Source organism: Devosia sp. Root413D1, assembly GCF_001425235.1.
Lineage (GTDB): Bacteria > Pseudomonadota > Alphaproteobacteria > Rhizobiales > Devosiaceae > Devosia_A.
This window is the reverse complement of sequence record NZ_LMEA01000008.1, coordinates 537,581-555,491: the sequence shown is the minus strand read 5'-3', so window position 1 is coordinate 555,491 and position 17,911 is coordinate 537,581. Positions and strand designations below refer to the sequence as shown.

The window sequence follows — 17,911 nt, the reverse complement described above, 5'->3', positions numbered from 1 at the left end:
AAGCGGCCTCCGGTTGAAGGTGAAAGCGTGGTTTCGCAGGTGTTTCGAGCCTTGTCGGCCCGACGCAGAAACCTCTTGCATACGTATGCAGTATTTGCCAGTGTTTTCTTCGCGGACGCCGATCGGCCTTTCGTAGGCCTCGCTATCGGCTCCCCCGACCCGGAAGAACAGATGCCGACGGCGATGCGCCAGAGTTCCGAGATTCACCGCGACCCGAGGTTGCCGCAGCGCCCTCGCGGGTTTGGCGTTAGGATGCCCGGATGCTGACGACAGCTGGCGCTCCCCTGCTGATGTTGCCTGGAACGCTCTGCGACGAGCGGGTGTTCGCCGCGGCCACCTCGGCGCTCGGCCGCCAGCGTTACACGGTCGAGATGGCGGGCGAACTGAGCGCCCCACAGATGGCGCGGCGCGTGCTCGAACTGGCGCCGCCCCGCTTTGCCCTGCTCGGGTTCTCGCTCGGCGCCATTGTCGGGCTCGAGGTGGTGGCCCAGGCGCCGGATCGGGTCGAGCGGGTCGCGCTCCTCGGCTGCAACGCCCGCGCCATGCCAGCCGAACGCGCCGCCGCTCGCCGCGCCGCCGTGGCGAAGGCAGCGCAGGAGGGCACGGCCGGTCACATTGCCGACGTCTGGGACAACTCGGTGCCGGCCTGGCGGCGTGACGACGCGGGGCTCCGCGCCGAGCTCGAGGCCATGGCCACCAGCACCCTCCTCACCACCTTCGAGGAGCAGATTGAAATATCGATCAATCGGGACGACCGGCGACCGGGCCTCACCGCCATCTCCGTGCCGGCGCTCGTCGCCTGTGGCGCGGAGGATCGCGTCTGCCCGCCCGAACTCAGCCGCGAAATCGCCGACGGCATTGCCGGCGCCCGCCTCGCCATTGTCGACCGCGCCGGCCACTACCTGACCCTCGATCAACCGGAAATCACCGCGCAGCTGCTGGCCGAATGGCTGGCCGCTCCCGCCCAACCGAACAGCATCGCCTCCAAGGAGTTCTCATGAGCGACGACGACAAGGCCAAGACCGCCCGCATTGCCCGCATCGACACCCCCAAGGAGCAGGTGCTGCAGGTGGAGCGGCGCGATTATCCCGAGCTGACGCCGACCGACCGGCCCCGCAGCCAGTCGCTCGACGGCTTCGACGAGGTCTATACCGACATCGTCGATTACATCGTGCGCTGCACCCACAAGATCTGGGACGAGCGTGATATCGGGCTGATCTACACCCACTACACCCATAACTGCGTGCTCTACGGCACTATGGGAACGATCTACAACCGCGAGGACGTGGTGCGCGACACCATCCAGCGGCTGGTCAGCTTCCCCGAGCGCCGCGGCATGGCCACGCAGGTGATCTGGAACGGCAACGACAAGGACGGGTTCTACACCTCGCACCTCGTCACCGGCTCGGGCCGCCACACGCAGTTCGGCCATCTCGGCCAGCCCACCGGCCGGCCGTTCGTATCGCGGACCATCGCCGACTGCATGATCCTGAGGAACAAGATCTACCGCGAGTGGGTGGTGGCGGACACCGCGGCGATCATCCGCCAGCTCGGGCTCGACCTCGATGCCTTCGCGCTGCGCTTCGCCAAGGCGGCACTCGACCGCGGCCAGACCAACCTCGATATCGGCGAGAACCGGCGCCTGCTCGGCCAGTATCCGCCCGAGACCGAGGCCGACACCTCGATCGCCAACAACGACCTCGAGGCCGAGACGCTGCGCTGGACCCACGAGGTGTTCAACAAGCGCATGTTCGGCAAGATCAGCGAGATCTATGCCCCGACCGTGCAGTATCACGGCCCCAACATGAAGGAGCTCTACGGTGTCGCCGCGGTGATCCATCAGCATCTGGGACTGGTCGGCTCGCTGCCCGACGCCGCCTATATGCCGCAATATATCTGCTCGGTGCCCAGCGAAGAGGGCGGCACCAAGGTCGCCGTGCGCTGGATCATCGAGGGCCACCACCTCGGCTACGGCATCCTCGAAAGCCTCGGCGAGCACCCGACCGGCAAGCGCGTCCAGGTGATGGGCATGACCCACTACCACTACAAGAACGGCAAGATCGTCGACGAGTGGACCGTCTATGACGAGCTGAGCCTGTTGACCCAGGTGAAGCTGGCCCAGCTGACCGACGCCCCTGCGGCCGCGTAAGGCATTGGGATAGAGCTGGGTGCGAGGGCGTCAGCGCCCCTCGCACCGGGGCAAAGCACAGTTCCAGAAACAACGGACTTCAGGTGCTCAGCGATACGACAGCACTATCCCGCGCTGGGACGAACGCCTACCGACTGAGCACCGACCGCTTCGTCGACTCCCGGCCGTCGCCATAGGTGCGTATGAAGTAGCCTCGATAGCCCCGATGCAGCTCCCGGCATCGACGAGTCATCATCTCGGTAGCAGCCGGCGTGGTGCTGACGACGACCGTGATGGCCAGCGCCTCGCCGTTTGGAACAGTCTCCAGCTCGCCTAGATCCTTGACCCAGCGTTCCGCCGCTGCGGGGCTGGTGTGGATCCACCCCAGGTAGCCGACCAACTGGTCGTCGGCTGCAAATACCGCGATGTGGTTCCCGCTCTTCAGTTGCGCCCTGACGATCGCGCTGGCCTGGTCAAGGCGGAAGCCGGCAAACGGGGCGTAGGCGGCAAGCAGTTGCAGCACTGCCCCATAGGCAGCGTAGGTTGGACCAAGTGGTTGAATTCGCAACGGATGGTGCACTTTTGGGCGAATGTCCTGGCTGTCGGAGGGCATCAGATAGGTGGGTCCCGCGCCCCGTCAATCCTCGCGGAACGTGTGCATCACCTGATCGAGCAGCGGCTTCATCAGGTAGCTGAGCACCGTCCGGTTGCCGGTCTCGATGAAGGCGTCGGCAGGCATGCCCGGGACCAACCGCGTTCCTGCCGGCAACAGCGCCAACTGTTCGCTCCCGACCGAGATCCGCACCGTGTAGAAGGACGCACCGGTGGTCGGGTCGACCGAGGTGGCCGGTGAAATGGCGCGGACCGAGGCCATCAGCTCCGGCGTAGTGCGGGTATCGAGGCTCGAGAGGTGCAGCACCACCTCCTGCCGTTCCGCCACCTTGTCGACATCCATCGGGCTGACCCGGGCATCGACCACGATGTCGGGATTGGCCGGCACGATCAGCATCAGCGTCTCGCCGGCAGAAACCACGCCGCCCACCGTCTGCACCTTCGACTCGTGGATCATGCCCGGCTGCGGCGCGCGAAGCTCCAGCCGCTGCAGCCGATCCTCGGCGGCAATCTTTTGCTGCAGCAACTCGGCGATGCTGACATTGACCTGCTGCAATTCCTCAAGCACCTGGGCCTGAAACGCGTCGCGCAGCTGCGCATGGGCGATCTCGCGCTCGGCGATCGAGGCTCTCGCGGCCGCGATATCGGTATCGATCCGCCCGATCTCGCCGGCGATGCCGGCGCGCTGGGTCTTGTTGGCATTGGTGCGGCCGACATTGGTCAGCCCGTCATCGAGCAGCTCGTTGAGGCCGCGCCACTCGTCCTCGAGCACCTCGAGCTGCGTGCTGAGCGCGGCCCGCTGCGCCCCAAGGCCAGCGATCTGCTGCATCAGCTGCTCGCCCTGCTCCTCGAGCCCGGCCTGCTGGCCTTCCAGCGACAGCGCCCGCGACTGTCTCAGCCGCTCCTGCTCGGCGTAGACAGCCTCGAAGCCCTGGCCGGGGGTCCAGCCGGGAGCCGATGGATGCTGCATCTGAGCAGCATTACTGCCTTCCGCCACGAGGCGCGAACGCCGCGCCAGCATGTCATCAAGCTGCGCCTCAACCACGGCCAGCGAGGCCTCGACCGAGGTGCCATCGAGCCGCAGCAGCAACTGGCCCTGTTCGACCAGCTCATCGTTCTCGACCAGGATCTCGGCGACGATGCCGCCCTCCTGATGCTGCACCCGTTTGGCCCCGCCTTCGACCACCACCGTGCCGCTCGCCACCACCGCCCCGGCAATCTCAGTCAGCGAGGCCCAGAGGCCGAGCCCGCCAACCACCGCGACGGTCAGCCCGACGGCGAAGGCCGAATGTCGCTTGAGACTGCTGCTGGCCTGGGCCTCAGCGCTATCACTGGACATTGGGCACCACGGCTATGCTTCTCTGCTTGGTCGCCGGAGCAGGTTGCGTTACCGCCGCAGGCTTGGTCGCCGCCGGCGGCTGCGCGATCCGGGCGAGGATTTCGTCCTTGGGCCCAAACGCCTGCTGCCGCCCGCCGCGCATGAACAGCACCTTGTCGGCGGCGAGAATGGCGCTCGGCCGATGCGCCACGATGGCGACAATGGCGCCGCGCGCCTTGGCCGCCTTGATCGCTTCGGTCAACGCCTGGTCGCCCTCGGGATCGAGATTGGAGTTCGGCTCGTCGAGGACGATGAGGAACGGATTGCCATAGAGCGCCCGTGCCAGCCCGATCCGCTGGCGCTGGCCCGACGAGAGCGCGGTGCCGCGCTCGCCGATCAGCGTTTCATAACCCTTGGGCAGCGAGGCGATCAGCTCGTGCACCTGCGCCGCCGTCGCCGCGGCGAACAGCGCCTGCTCGTCGGCGTCGGGCTGGAACCGCGAGATGTTCTCGGCGACGGTGCCGGCGAACAGTTCGACGTGCTGCGACAGGTAGCCGACATGCCGGCCCAGCCTATCGGCATCGAAATGGCTGAGTTCGGACCCATCGAGGCGGATCTCGCCCTGCAACACCGGCCAGGCGCCCACCAGCGCACGGGCCACGGTGGATTTGCCGGAGCCCGATGGCCCCAGGATGCCCACGGCCTCACCGGCCTGGAGCTCGAATGTCACGCCCTGCACGATGACCGCCTGGCGGCTCGGCCCCGCGGCGAGCTGCTGGACGCTGAGGCTGTGCGATGGCGCCGGCAGCGTCACCTCCGGCTGCCGGGTCTGGGTCGCCGAAAGCGCGCTGGCGAGGCGACGCCAGGCCTGCCGCGCCGCAACGAAGGCCCGCCATTGCCCGGTGATCTGTTCGATCGGTGCCAGCGCCCGCGACGAAATGATCGAGGCAGCGATCATCACCCCGCCGGTGGCTTCGTTGCGAATGACCAGATAGGCGCCCGCCGCCAGCACCGCCGATTGCAGCAGGAAGCGGAACGACTTGGTGAGCGCCGAATAGAGGCCGCTGCTGTCGCCGGCCCGCCGCTGCGCCTGGTTGAGCTCGGCGCTGGCGCCCTTCCAGCGCGCGACAATGGCCGGCATCAGCCCCATCGCCGCCACCGACTCGGCGCTGGAGCGCGCATCGTCGAACTGCGTCTGGCGCCGGGCGGTGGCCACCGCCACGTCCTTCGAAGGCCGCTGCGACAGCAGCTCGTTGGCGACCAGCAGCAGCGTCATGACCACCGCACCGCCCACCGTCACCCAGCCGAGCAGCGGATGCAGCAGGAAGATCGCTGCCACATAGACCGGTAGCCAGGGCAGATCGAACAGCGACATCGGCCCGGGCCCGGCGAGGAACTGGCGCACCGAATCGACATCGCGCACCGGATCGGCCTGCGGCCCGGTCTGGCTCAGGAGTTTTGCCCGGATCCCCGCCTGGAACGCTAATGGCGCAACGGTCGCATCGACCAGCGCGGAAAAGCGCGCCGCCATCCGCGTCCGCACCACCTCGACGATGGCATAGACCCCGTACATGCCGACCACCAGCAGGGCCAACGCCCACAGCGTCGGCAGCGACCGGCTCGGCAGCACCCGATCATAAACCTGCAGCATGAAGATCGAGCCGACCAGCATGATGAGGTTGGAGAGCAAGCTCACCAACGTGAAAGCAGCAATCGGGCCGGCTGCTTTCGCAGCCAGCCCAAGAAGCGTGGGCATCGCGCCCTGCCCATTCGTACGCACTACCAACTAAGCCCCCAATCGGCGATCAGAACAGGAAGTCGCCATTGGCCAGCACCGTCGTCCTGCCGACAATCAGGATGCTCATCTCCGGCGTGACATCGCCATCGACGTTCATCTCGAGCAGCAGGTCTCCGCCAATCACCGTCTGGCGGATTTCGCCGGCGGAGAAGGAGCTGTTGGTATCCAGCACGAACGCCTGATCGCCGGAGACGCCTTCGTTGGCGTCGATGTCGATCAGCCGGACGCGATCGCCGGTAGTGAAGTCCTCGATGCGGTCCATGGCGCCGACGACGCTTTCCGTGGTCGAGCCGTAGGTGAACCGGTCGTTGCCGGCGCCGCCGAAGAGCGAGTCGGCGCCGAGGCCGCCCGAGAGGTAGTCGACGCCATCATCGCCGTAGAGGATGTCGTCGCCGTCATCGCCGCCGGCCCAGTCGTCGCCGGCGCCGGCATGGATTTCGTCGTTGCCAGCGCTGCCCTGCAGGGAATCCGCGCCGTCGCCGGCGTGGATGGTGTCGTCGCCGTCGTCGCCGAAGATGGTGTCGATGCCGGTGCCGCCGGTAATGATATCGTCACCGCCGTCACCATGTACCAAACTCCCCACCCCGGTGACGGTGACCACGTCGTCGCCAGCCTCGGCATGGATAGTGGTGCCGTTGAAGTGCACGGTGATCGCATCGCCGAAATCGCTGCCGATGAAGATTTCGAGGTCGGCGAAGGTGTCGCCCAGGGCATCGCCGCCATAGGTCGAGGCGGCAGCTGCCGTGTCGAAGCTCACGCCGGCTTCTGACCAGAAGTAGCTGACCGAGTCCGTGCCTGCTCCACCATTGAGCGCGTCGGCTCCGGCGCCACCCATCAGGTAGTCGTTGTCGTCGCCGCCATTGAGCGTGTCGTTGCCTTCACTGCCGTGCAGCCAGTCTGCGCCGGCACCGCCAGTGAGGATGTCGTCGCCTTCCTCGCCGGAGAGGGCGTCGTCGCCGCCGGCACCGCCGATGGTGTCGTTCCCTTCGCCACCGAGGATCTCATCCACGCCGCTGCCGCCGGTGATCACGTCGGCACCGTCGTCACCGCGCAGCTTGCTGCCCACCCCGGTGACGGTGATGGTGTCATCGCCGGAGCCGCCCCAGATTTCGATGCCGTTGTAGCCGACGGTGATGCTGTCGGCGTAGGCGCTGCCCCAGAAGAACTCGATGCTGGAGAAGGTGTCGCCCAAGGCATCGCCGGTATAGGTGGAGGCCGCGAGGTTGGTGTTGAGGCTGATGCCGGCTTCGGCATTTTCGTAGCCCGCGATATCGAAGCCGTCGCCGCCGTTCAGCTGATCGGCCCCGGCGCCGCCGACGAGGTAGTCGTCGCCATCGCCGCCGTTGAGGTTGTCATCCCCCAGCCCACCGCTGACCCAGTCGGCACCCAGTTCGCCATCGATCCAGTCATTGCCGTCATCGCCCTGGATGGCGTCGTCGCCGTCGCCGCCCTGCAGCGAGTCATCCCCCTCCTCGCCGAAGATGGCGTCGTCGTCGGCTTCGCCGGCGACCGCATCATCGCCGGCCCCGGCGAAGATGACATCACTGCCGTCACCGCTGAGGATGGTGTCGATGCCATCGCCGCCGAAGATGCGGTCTCCGCCGCCATAGCCGTAGATCAGATCGGCACCGTTGCCGCCGATGAGGATGTCGACGCCGCGGTCACCCGCGAGCTGGTCGTCGCCGTCCTCGCCGTCGAGGTAGCTGCCGTCGCCGACCGTCTCGAGATAGTCGTTGCCGGCGCCGCCGAGCACTGACATCCCGTCCACGTTGACGACGATGTTGTCGGCAAATGCAGTGCCGATGATCTGCTCGATCGAGGTCAGGGTGTCACTGGTGGCGTCGCCGGACCAGGTCGAGCTGGCATTGCGCATATCGAGATTCACGCCGGCGGCCGCCGTGATATACGAGGCGATATCCCAGCCAAGCCCGCCATTGAGGACGTCGGCGCCAGCGCCGCCGATCAGGATGTCGTCACCCTCGCCGGCGCTGATCTGATCGTTACCGCCGAGGCCATAGAAGGTCTCGCTCAGCACCGATCCGGTGAGGGTATTGTTGCCGGAGGTGCCGGTCTGGCCGGGGCCACCTGCCCCGAACATGAAGGTGACCAGGGCCTCCTTGGTCCAGATGTTGCCGTCACCATCGATGATGGTTTCGACACCCCACTCGCCGTCGGTCCTGAACTGGTTCTTGACCACGATGGTGCTGCCATCGCCGGCGCCGGTAACGCTTTCGGCGATCTGGATGTGCAAGTCGGCGCCGACGGCGACCAGGTAGGTCTGGGTGAAGCCGTTGACACCCGCGACGCGGAGGACATCCCCCCTGCCACCGCCCTGCCCTTCGTCGATGACGTCGTCACCATCGCCTCGGGTGTAACGGTAAGTGTCGTTCTCAAGCCCGCCCTCCAGCAGGTCGTCGCCCCTTCCGCTCACCAGCTCGTCCACGCCGGCAGTGCCGACAATCGTCCGATCGAGATTGTTGATGGTGACGGCGATAGCCTGCGTATCGGTCAGCGAGCCATCGGAGGCCTGCACCGTGACGTTGTAGACGTTGTTGGCCCCGACATCGGTCGGATGGTCGAAGTCGGGCGCACTCTTGAAGCTGAGCTGCCCGGTCGTCGGGTCGATGCTGAACTTCGTCGCATCGGCGCCACCAACGATCGAATAGACGATGCTGGTCCCGGCGTCCGGATCGCCCGCCGCCACCGTGGTGACGGCGGAGCTCAGCTCGTCGATGGCGATCGAAGCGGTCGCGCCACCGCCATTGGACAGGATGGTGGGCGCTTCGTTCTGGTTGCCCACCGTCACCGAGATGATCTGCGTGTCGCTCAGCGTGCCGTCGGAAACCCTGATAATCACGTCGTAGACATTGTTGCCGTCGGCATCGGCCGGTTGGTCGTAATCGGGAGCTGCAACAAAGCTCAGGGCGCCGGTGGTGGCGTTGATGGTGAACTTGCCGGCATCGGCACCGCCGGCGATATCGAAGGTCAGTGTCGTGCCGGCATCGACGTCGGTGGCCGTCACCGTGGTGACTGCCGACGTGCCTTCCGTCAGCGAAACGGCCGCCTCGTCGGCGCCACTGCCCGACGAGATGGTCGGCGCTTCGTTGGCATTGCCGACCGACACCGCGATCGCCTGGCTGTCGGTCAGCCAGCCGTCCGCGGCGGTGACCACCACGTCATAAACGTTGTTCGCCCCGACATCGCCGGGCGCTTCGAAGTTCGGAGCGGCGACGAAGCTCAGCACACCGGTATGCGCATCGATGACGAACTTGGCGGCATCGGCGCCGCCGGTGATCGAATAGGTCACCACTGCGCCGACATCGCTGTCGGTCGCGACAACCGTCGTGACGGCAGTCGCCCCCTCGCTGACGCTGATGCTGGCCGTGGCGCCGCCACCGCCCGAGGCAATGATCGGCGCGTCGTTGGCGTCCCCGACCTTAACCGAAATGGTCTGCGTGTCGGTGAGCGTGCCGTCAGAGGCCTGCACGGTGACGATGTAGATATTGTCGGCGTTGGTATCGCCCGGCACGTCGAAATCCGGGGCGGAAACGAAGCTCAGCGCGCCGGTGGTGCTGTTGATGGTGAACTTGGCCGCGTCGGCGCCGCCGACGATCGAATAGGTCACCGTGCCGCTATCGGTGGCGGTGACGGTGACGACGCCGGTATTGTTTTCCGGCAGCTCGATCGATGCCGTAGCGCCACCCCCGCTCGAGGTGATGCTGGGCGCTTCGAACACGCCGACCAACTGGGCCTTGGTCCAGCTGGCGCCCGCACCGTTGGTGACGGTCTCGACGCCATACTCGCCGGTGCGGAGCTGATCCTTCAGCACGATAGTGCCGCCATCGCCGGCACCCACCGCCGACGGAGCGATGGTGACGAGGATGTCGAAGCCGTTGCGGGTGAAGCTGATGGCGCCGCTGGAAATCCCGGAGAGCACGAGCTCGTCGCTGGTGCCTTCGCCGGCCCCTTCGATCACCACATCGTTGCCGCCGCCACGGGCATAGACATAGCTGTCATTGCCCGTGCCGCCGGTGAGCGTGTCATTACCGCCGGCGCCATTGAGCGTATCGTTGCCACCGGCCCCGTTGAGGCTGTTGGCAGCGGAGTTGCCGGTGAGCACGTTGGCGGCCGAGTTGCCGGTCCCGCTGCTCGCCGCATTGCCGACGAGAACCAGATTCTCGACATTGGCAGCAAGGGTATGGGAGACGCGCGCCTGCACCGTATCGGTGCCCTCGCTCGCTGCTTCCGTCACCACGTCACCGGCGTTGTCGACGACATAGGTATCGTCGCCGGCGCCGCCGATCAGGGTGTCCGCCCCTACCCCGCCATCGAGGGTATTGGCGGCGGAGTTGCCGGTCATGCTGTTGGCCAGCGCATTACCGAGGCCACTGATCGCCGAACTGCCGGTCAAGACCAGGTGTTCGACGTTCTGCCCGAGCGAATAGCTGATCGCCGAGCGCGCTGTATCGCTGCCCTGGCTGCCCAGCTCCACCACCACGTCATCGGCCTGATCGACGACGTAGATGTCGTCGCCGGCGCCGCCTGTCATGGTATCGGCGCCGGCGCCGCCATCGAGGGTGTTGGCGCCGGCATTGCCGATAAGCGTGTTGTTCAGCGTGTTGCCGGTGGCGTTGACGGCACCCGACCCGGTGAGGGTCAGGTGCTCGACGTTTGCTCCGAGAACAAAGCTGACGGCCGACAGCACCGTGTCGGTGCCGTTGCTCGCCGTCTCGGTGACGGTGTCGCCAGCGTTGTCGACGACATAGGTGTCGTTGCCGGCCCCGCCGATCAGGCTGTCGGCTCCGGTGCCGCCATCGAGGACGTTGGCGCCGGCATTGCCGGTGATGATGTTGTTGAGGCTGTTGCCGGTGCCGTTACCCGCGGTGCCGATCAGCGTCAGGTTTTCGACATTGGCAGCGAGCAGGTATCCGGCGGCCGACGACACCACCAGATCGGTGCCTTCGCTGGCCAGTTCGACCACCAAATCGGAGCCGGTATCGACGTAATACACGTCGTCGCCGGTTCCGCCGGTAAGGGTGTCGGCGCCGGCGCCGCCGTCGAGGGTGTCGTTGCCGGCACCTGAGGTGAGCGCATTCGCGGCGACATTGCCGAGCATGTAGTTGTCGAGCGAGTTGCCGGTAGCGCTCAGCGCGGCGCTGCCCTGCAGCACCAGTTGCTCGAGATGGCTCCCCAACGTGTAGGCGTCGAGGGCGGTGTACACCGTGTCGGCGCCTTCGCCGCTGTTCTCCTGGATGACGTCGCCTGCATTGTCGATGACATAGGCATCATTGCCGATACCGCCGATCAGCGTATCGGCACCGGCGCCACCATCGAGCACGTCGTTGCCGGAACCGCCGGTGAGCACGTTGGCGGCCGTGTTGCCGAGCAGGGCATTGTCGAGCGTATTGCCGGTGCCATTGATCGCGGCAGTGCCCGAGAGGATAAGGTTCTCGAGGTTACTGCCCAGAGTGTACGTCATCCCGGCCTGGACAGTGTCCGTGCCTTCGGCAGCCGCCTCGGTGATGGTGTCCGGCGAGCCCGTCTCGAGGATGTAGAGATCATCCCCCAGGCCGCCGATCAGCGTGTCGGTGCCGTCGAGGCCGTTGAAGATATCGTTGCCCGCCCCACCGGTCAGGATGTTGTTGGCCGAGTTGCCGACCAGCACGTTGTTGAGGGTATTGCCGGTACCGTTGACGGCAGCGGTGCCGGTAAGCGTCAGGTTTTCGACGTTGGCGCCGAGCGTATAGCCGAGCGCGGTGATGACGGTGTCGTTGCCGCCGTCTGCGAGTTCAGTGACCACGTCGCCCGAAACATCGACCAGGAAGCGGTCGTTGCCGGTGCCGCCCGCCATGGTGTCGGAGCCAGCCTTGCCGTCGATCAGATCATCGCCACTATCGCCGAACAGCGTGTCGTTGCCGCTCATGCCGTCGATAATGTCATTGCCCGCACCGCCGGAGACGTGGCTGCCCAGCAGCCTGTCATCAAAGGCCGAGCCGATGAGCTTCTCAATGCTGGCGAGGGTATCGGCCGAGCCGTTCTCGTTGACTGAGGTCTGGACGCCGGATTTCTTGCCGGCCTTTTCCATCGATACGGTCACGGCAGACGCGGAGGTGCTGTAGTTGGCCGTGTCAGTGCCATTGTCGCCGGAAAGCACGTCACTGCCGGCGCCGCCGACAAGGGTGTCATCACCGCCGCCGCCGCTCAGCTGGTTGTTGCCGGTATTGCCGACGATCCAGTTGTTGGACGAGTTGCCGGTTCCCGAAATATGTCCGGAACCAGTGAGGAACAGATTCTCGATGTTCTCCGAGAGTTGGAAGTTGGTCGAGGAATAGACCGTGTCGGTCCCCTCATTGGCCGACTCGTAGACCTGATCGTTGGCGTTATCGACGTAATAGGTGTCGTCACCCTTGCCGCCGACCAGCTGATCGTTGCTGCCGCCGCCGTTGAGGCTGTCATTGCCACCACCGCCATAGAGGGTATCCTGAGAGTTCCCGCCGGTGATTGCGTAGTCGGCACGCTCGCCATTGGCGCTGACGGTGATCACGGTCTGCTTGGTGACCGTGGCGCCGTTATACTCGGTGATGGTCTTCACCTTGCTGCCGTCGACGCGGATCACCGAGGTTTCGACGACGTCGATATCGCCATCGTTGTCCTTGTCTTTCGACAGGCGAACCGTCAGACCATCGGCGCTGACGGTCTCGGTGGCCGAGGCGACCACCTTGTTCTTGGCGTTCTTGTCGGTGATCGTGCCAACCTGAGAGCCGTCGATCCGGGTGACCCAGGTCTCGGTGTGCTCCTTGCTGCCGTTGCCGTCGTAGTCGGCCTCGACCGTGCGGGTGTTGCCGTCGGCACTGATAGTGGTCGTGGTGGAGGCTGCTGTGCCGGCGCCATTGAGGGCGGACACCCAGGCTACATCGCCCGGCCCAGCGCCGAGCTTACGTGCATCGGCATCGTCAGTGGTGGTGGTGACAGCGGAACCGTTGATCTTGGTGTTGGTGGTGATGGTCTCATCCATCCCGCCGCTACCGTCGACGTCGGTATTCACGATGGTGGTGCGGCCATCGGCGCTGACGGTGGTGATCGTCTTCTGCGTCAGGGTTGGCGAGATGACCGTGACAGTACCGTTCGCCGCCTTCTCGCTGACCTTGAAGGTCTCGAGCGTGCTGCTGGTGGAGCCGTCGGCGTTGTTCACCTGCTTGCGGGTGTAGGTGCGGTCGATGATACCGTCGCCATCGAGGTCACGACTGGATGAGACGAGCAGGCCATCGGCGCTGGTGGTCGAGGTCAGCAGCCCTGTCTTGCTGCCATTGGCTGCCCAATCGGTGACCACTTTGCTCGAACTGCCGTCGACAAGCGTCGTGTTCACCTCGGTTTGGTCGACGGTTCCATTGCCGTCGGCGTCCCGGGTGGAGGTGACGGTTCGCCGGTCGGCGCTCACCTGGACCGTCGAGCGGTTGATCAGCCCGCCCGAGCCATTATAGGTGCTCGTCACGGCCGTCGTGGAACCGTCAGCAGCTGTGGACGTCGTAACGGTCTGGCTTTCCTCGTAAGCGGCGTTGCCGTCCATGTCCTTCTGGATCGTGGTCGTCCGCCCATCGGCGCTGGTCGTGGTCACGATCTTGGAAACAAGCGCGCCGCCGGCACCGGTGCTGGTCACCGTCTCGGTCGTCGAACCGTTGGCGTTCTTGACGAGAACCTTCGTCGAGGTCTCGGTGTAGGTGCCGGTGCCGGCCCGATCCCACTGCGCAGTCGTTGACAGGCCGTCCGCACTCTCGGTGAGCGCATACCTGCTCTTCAGCGTCGCGCCGGCAAAGGTGCTGGTGGTCTGCGTCGTCGAGCCATCCGCATTGAGCACGGTGACGTCGGTCTTGCTCTCACCATAGGTGCCCGATCCTGTCAGATCGTACTGTGACGTGGTCGACAGGCCATTGGCGCTGGTGGTGACGACCGCCTTTTCTTTCAGCGTCTCGGTGTAGACCGGGTTGGCCGACGAGGCGGTGCCGCCGCTGAGGTTCGAGTAGGAAATCGTCTCGACCTTTGAGCCATCGGTATTCAAGGTTACGGTGTCGGTGACTTGGCTTTCCGCCAGGCCGTTGCCGTTCGCGTCGTAGCGAATGGTCGTCGACAGGCCGTCGGCGCTCTGGGTCTGGTACTCGCCCTTGGCGTTGCCATAGAGGCGGCCCGATGCCGATTGCACCGCGCCGTCCATGCTCGAGATCGACAGCGTGCCGTCGGCATTGCGGACCTGCACGAAGGTATGATCGACGCTGCTGTTGCCGTCGACATCTTCTGTGGTCGTAACCGTCAGCTTGTCAGCGCTGGTGACGATCGTGGTGCGATCGTGCAGCGAGCCATTGGCATTGAATACCGACACAACCCGCGTCGCCGAGCCGTCCGCGTTGATGGTGATCACATCGGTCTGGCTGCCGGTGAAGCTGCCGCCGCCGGTCTTGTCCCACTGGGTTGTCGTCGACAGCCCGTCGGCGCTGGTCGTGATGACCGTCTTGTCCTTGAGCGCCCCACTTGCGAGGAAGTTCGAGATGGTCTGGGTCTTCGAGCCATCGGCATTGAGCACCGTGGCAATGGTTTGCGACAGGTCGGCGGTACCGTTGCCGTCGAGGTCGGTCGAAACGCTCTTGCTTAGGCCATCACTGGACACGGTTTGCGTCGATCGCGAGGCCAGTGCGCCAGTGGCGCCGTAGGTCGACGAAACCGTCGTAACCGAGCCATTGGCGTTGGTCGACGAACTGACCACCAGGTCGTTGACGCCGTTGCCATCGAGGTCGGAGGCGACCGTCGCCGAGAGGCCGTTGCCGCTGGTGGTCGCTATCGTCCGCCCGACGAGGGCGCTGCTGGCGCTGTAGGTGGAGACGGTATCGCTTTTCGAGCCATCCGGGTTTAGCGTTGTGGTGCTGGTGGTGACGACGTCGGCGGTGGTGTGAGAACCGAGATAGGTTGAGACGGTCTTGCTCAGGCCGTCATCGCTGACGGTCGTGACCGACTTGCCGGTCTGGACCGTCCCGGCGCCATTGTAATTGGCCGTGGTCTGCGTCCTGGAACCATCGGCGTTGAGCACCGTGCTCTCAGTCGCCTTGGCGTCGAAAGTTCCATCGCCATTGGCGTCGACCTGCTTGCTGATGGCCAAGCCGTTGCCGCTGGTTGTGACCACGGTCTGGCCGACCTTGTTGGCACCAGCCGTACCCGACCCCTGGTAAGCGGTGGTGGTAAGGGTTGTGGTGCCGTCTGTGTTCAGCGCCTTCGCCGTCACTTCGGTAGCGTCGGTGACGCCGTTGCCGTTGCCGTTGGCATCCACCACCTTGGTCTGCGTCAGCCCGTCGGAACTGGTCGAGATAGTCGTCCGGCCAAGCAGCGTCGCTCCGTTCGGGCTGTAGTTGGAGCTCGTCTGAACCTTCGAGCCGTCGGCACTGGTCACACTGGTGACCACATCCTGCGGCGATGCGTTGGTCCCAACGTAGCTGCTCACCGTGGTGGTCAGCCGGTCGGCGCTGACATTGGTGATCACCTTGCCGGTCTGCACCTGGCTGGTGCCTTCGAGCACCGTCACCGTCTGGGTCAGGGAACTGTTGGGATTCTTCACCGTCACGTCGGTGACGGTTTTGTAGGGCGAGGTCTGGGCGTTCAGGTAGCTTTGGGCGGTGGTCGACAGACCATCGGCGCTGGTTGTCACGACAGTCTTGCCAACCTGGATCGTGCCGGCGCCGTTCTTGACAATAGTGGTGATGGTCGACGAACCGTCGCCATTAACGACGGTTGTCGAGGTGCTGGTCGCGTCATAAGCGCCATCGCCATTGGCATCGACCTGCGTGGTCTTGCTAAGGCCGTCCGCACTGGTCGTCGTTACAGCCTTTGACAGCAGCGTCGAGCCATTCGGCGCGTAGATCGAGGCCGTGTTCACCGAGTTGCCGGAGACGACGGCGACCGTCTCGATGCGGTCGAACGCCCCATCGCCATCCGTGTCGATGCTGGTGCTGCGAGTCTTGCCATCGGCGCTCCAGGTGGCGACGGCGCGGTCGAGCAGCGTGCCGTTGGCGGCCCTGCTGGTGACGGTTTTCGTAGTAGAGCCGTCTACTCCGAACAGAGTGAGGTCGGTTGTCGTCAGTTCGTAGGAACCGTCGCCATTGACGTCGACGCGGACTGTCTCGCTGAGCCCGTCTACACTGAGGTCGGTGACCGTGCTTTGGCGCACCGAGCCGTCGCCGTTCGTCCGGCGCTCGGTCATCGTTGTGCTGTCGTCGCCATTGCGGACGATCGTGCTGGTGTCGGTGAGGTCGGTGGTACCGTTGCCATCAAGGTCGGCGGCGACGCTCTTGTTGCTGCCATCGGCGCTCGCAACAGTGACCTGGCGAGCCACCATGTGCGCGCCGCTGGTGCCATTGCCGGCATAGTCGGTGACCGTCTCGGTCCGTGTCCCATTGCCGGCGACGGACGTGGTCTCGGTGCGTGTGGCATTGATCGCGCCACTACCGGTCAGCTCGATCTGCGTGGTCTTGGTCAGCCCGTCCGCGCTGGTGACAACGGTCTGCTCGTTTTTGGTGGTGCCGTTGGGGTGGAGGTTGGTGATGGTCAATGACAGGCTGCCATCGACTGCGGTGACGCGCGACTCCACTTGGTCGTAATTGCCGGAGCCATCGACATCGCGGCTCACCGTTACGGTCTTGCCATCTGCGCTGGTGACGGTCATTTCCTTGCGTGCCAGGATCGCACCGCTACCGTCATAGTCTTGGACCGTGCGAGTTATCGAACCGTCGCCGTTCACCACGGTCACATCGGTCTGCTTCCGCTCGGGAACACCATCGCCATCGGTATCGAAGGTGAGGGTTTTGGACTTGCCGTCGGCACTGGTGACCGTAGTGGTCTGATGCGCCACGCTGCCGTCAGGGCGCACAGCGCGATTGACCACGGTGGTCGAACCGTCCCCGTTGTGGGTGACGGTGTTGCCCACGACATAGCCGTTTGGATCGTAGGAGAGGGTGGCGTCGGCCACGATGCCGGTCGAGCCGTCGGCTTTGGTGTATCCTGCCGTACCCGAGATCTTGGAACCGTCTGCGTAATTGACTTCCTGGTTGTTGCTCACCAGGTTGATCGAGGTGATGCCAAGCTCGGCCAGCGTCTTGAGCGTGGTGGTGCCGTCAGGATTGGTGACGAGCACTTTGAACAGCGCCCACTCGGCGTCGCCCGCGTCGAGCTTGCCGTTCTTGTTGGTATCGAAGACGTTGAGAAGGGCTTGCATATCCCCCTCGGCCGTCGGGTCCCACTGGGTGAAATCGATCTCGTTGCGAAGGTTGATCACCCCATCATTGCCGGAATCGCGCACCAGCACACCGTCACCGGCGCCAGCCCAGGCGGTCCGATGCTGCAGGCCGTCGCCCGCCACGTCGTAGAAGAAGTTCGACGCGGTCAGCTGATCGATCTCGATGCCGTCCCCGTCGAGGTCGATTAGAATGGGTGAGGATTTGCTTGATGAGCTGCTGGAGGATCCGCTGCTGGAAGAACCGCCGCTGGAAGAACCGCCCGATGAACTGCTGCTCGACGATGGCGGCGTAGATTTGTAGACGGTCTTCTGCTCGAACTTCCCAGTGTCGTGATTGTAAGTAGATACCGTCTGTTTGTAGAGCGGCTGCCCGGTGGAGGCGGAAACAGTGTTGGTTGGCGGATAATAGGTTCCAGAACTGTCCTTGAATGAGCCGTCGGACTGTTGTTTGTACTCCTCCTTATAAGCGCTGCCGGGCGCGGACGTGTAGCCGGTCTTGAGGTTCGTAACTGAGCCGTTTGGGTTGACGATCGCTTCGTAGCCGTCACCTGTGGCAAACTTCGTCCCGACGGCCGCGACGGAGCCCGAGGCGAGCTTAACAAGCGGGCCGCTACCATTCACCTGGTACTTGAGAAACGCCCCCTGATTAGCCAATTCGTACTGCTGTGTCGGCGTAATGTTGCGCCCTATGGCTGCTTCGAGGGCGGCGGCGCTTTCGAACTTGATCTGGGGCGCGCCCTTGGACGTGGTGCCCCCCGACATCCAAGGCGCTAGGTCGTTGGC

The 17,911-nt window shown here is 64.9% G+C and carries 6 protein-coding genes; 2 read left to right on the top strand and 4 right to left on the bottom strand.

The features are described from left to right. The first annotated feature begins 260 nt into the window (after window positions 1-260). Window positions 261-1,001 (top strand): alpha/beta fold hydrolase, encoded by a 741-nt coding sequence (locus ASC89_RS11190; RefSeq protein ID WP_055879204.1) that lies wholly within the window; start codon window positions 261-263, stop codon window positions 999-1,001. Further along, window positions 998-2,149 carry an ester cyclase gene (locus ASC89_RS11185; RefSeq protein ID WP_055879205.1) on the top strand — a complete coding sequence of 384 codons (1,152 nt, stop codon included), beginning with the start codon at window positions 998-1,000 and terminating at the stop codon, window positions 2,147-2,149. The genes ASC89_RS11190 and ASC89_RS11185 overlap by 4 nt, the downstream gene beginning before the upstream one ends. Before the next feature lie 127 nt (window positions 2,150-2,276). Here ASC89_RS11185 and ASC89_RS11180 read toward each other — a convergent pair whose 3' ends face one another. Genes ASC89_RS11180 through ASC89_RS11165 form a run of 4 tightly spaced genes read right to left on the bottom strand, consistent with a single transcriptional unit; the run spans window position 2,277 to window position 17,782 of the window. Next, complete coding sequence (locus ASC89_RS11180; protein ID WP_055997675.1) at window positions 2,277-2,741, bottom strand: hypothetical protein; 465 nt, start codon at window positions 2,739-2,741, stop codon at window positions 2,277-2,279. A gap of 24 nt (window positions 2,742-2,765) precedes the next feature. Beyond that, the gene (locus tag ASC89_RS11175; RefSeq protein WP_055997673.1) at window positions 2,766-4,079 is read right to left on the bottom strand and encodes an HlyD family type I secretion periplasmic adaptor subunit; all 1,314 of its coding nucleotides are present in this window, start codon (window positions 4,077-4,079) and stop codon (window positions 2,766-2,768) included. Next, window positions 4,069-5,814, bottom strand: coding sequence for a type I secretion system permease/ATPase (locus ASC89_RS11170; protein ID WP_082533301.1), 1,746 nt, complete (start codon window positions 5,812-5,814; stop codon window positions 4,069-4,071). The genes ASC89_RS11175 and ASC89_RS11170 overlap by 11 nt, the downstream gene beginning before the upstream one ends. Window positions 5,815-5,863: 49 nt before the next feature. Next, complete coding sequence (locus tag ASC89_RS11165; protein ID WP_162247932.1) at window positions 5,864-17,782, bottom strand: cadherin domain-containing protein; 11,919 nt, start codon at window positions 17,780-17,782, stop codon at window positions 5,864-5,866. Between the last annotated feature and the right edge of the window lie 129 nt (window positions 17,783-17,911).

What these genes read in the sequence shown, in the direction of transcription:
- ASC89_RS11180 (WP_055997675.1), bottom strand. Translation starts at nt 2,741, where the DNA reads ATGCCCTCCGACAGCCAGGACATTCGCCCAAAAGTGCACCATCCGTTG.
- ASC89_RS11185 (WP_055879205.1), top strand. Translation starts at nt 998, where the DNA reads ATGAGCGACGACGACAAGGCCAAGACCGCCCGCATTGCCCGCATCGAC.
- ASC89_RS11175 (WP_055997673.1), bottom strand. Translation starts at nt 4,079, where the DNA reads ATGTCCAGTGATAGCGCTGAGGCCCAGGCCAGCAGCAGTCTCAAGCGA.
- ASC89_RS11170 (WP_082533301.1), bottom strand. Translation starts at nt 5,814, where the DNA reads ATGCCCACGCTTCTTGGGCTGGCTGCGAAAGCAGCCGGCCCGATTGCT.
- ASC89_RS11190 (WP_055879204.1), top strand. Translation starts at nt 261, where the DNA reads ATGCTGACGACAGCTGGCGCTCCCCTGCTGATGTTGCCTGGAACGCTC.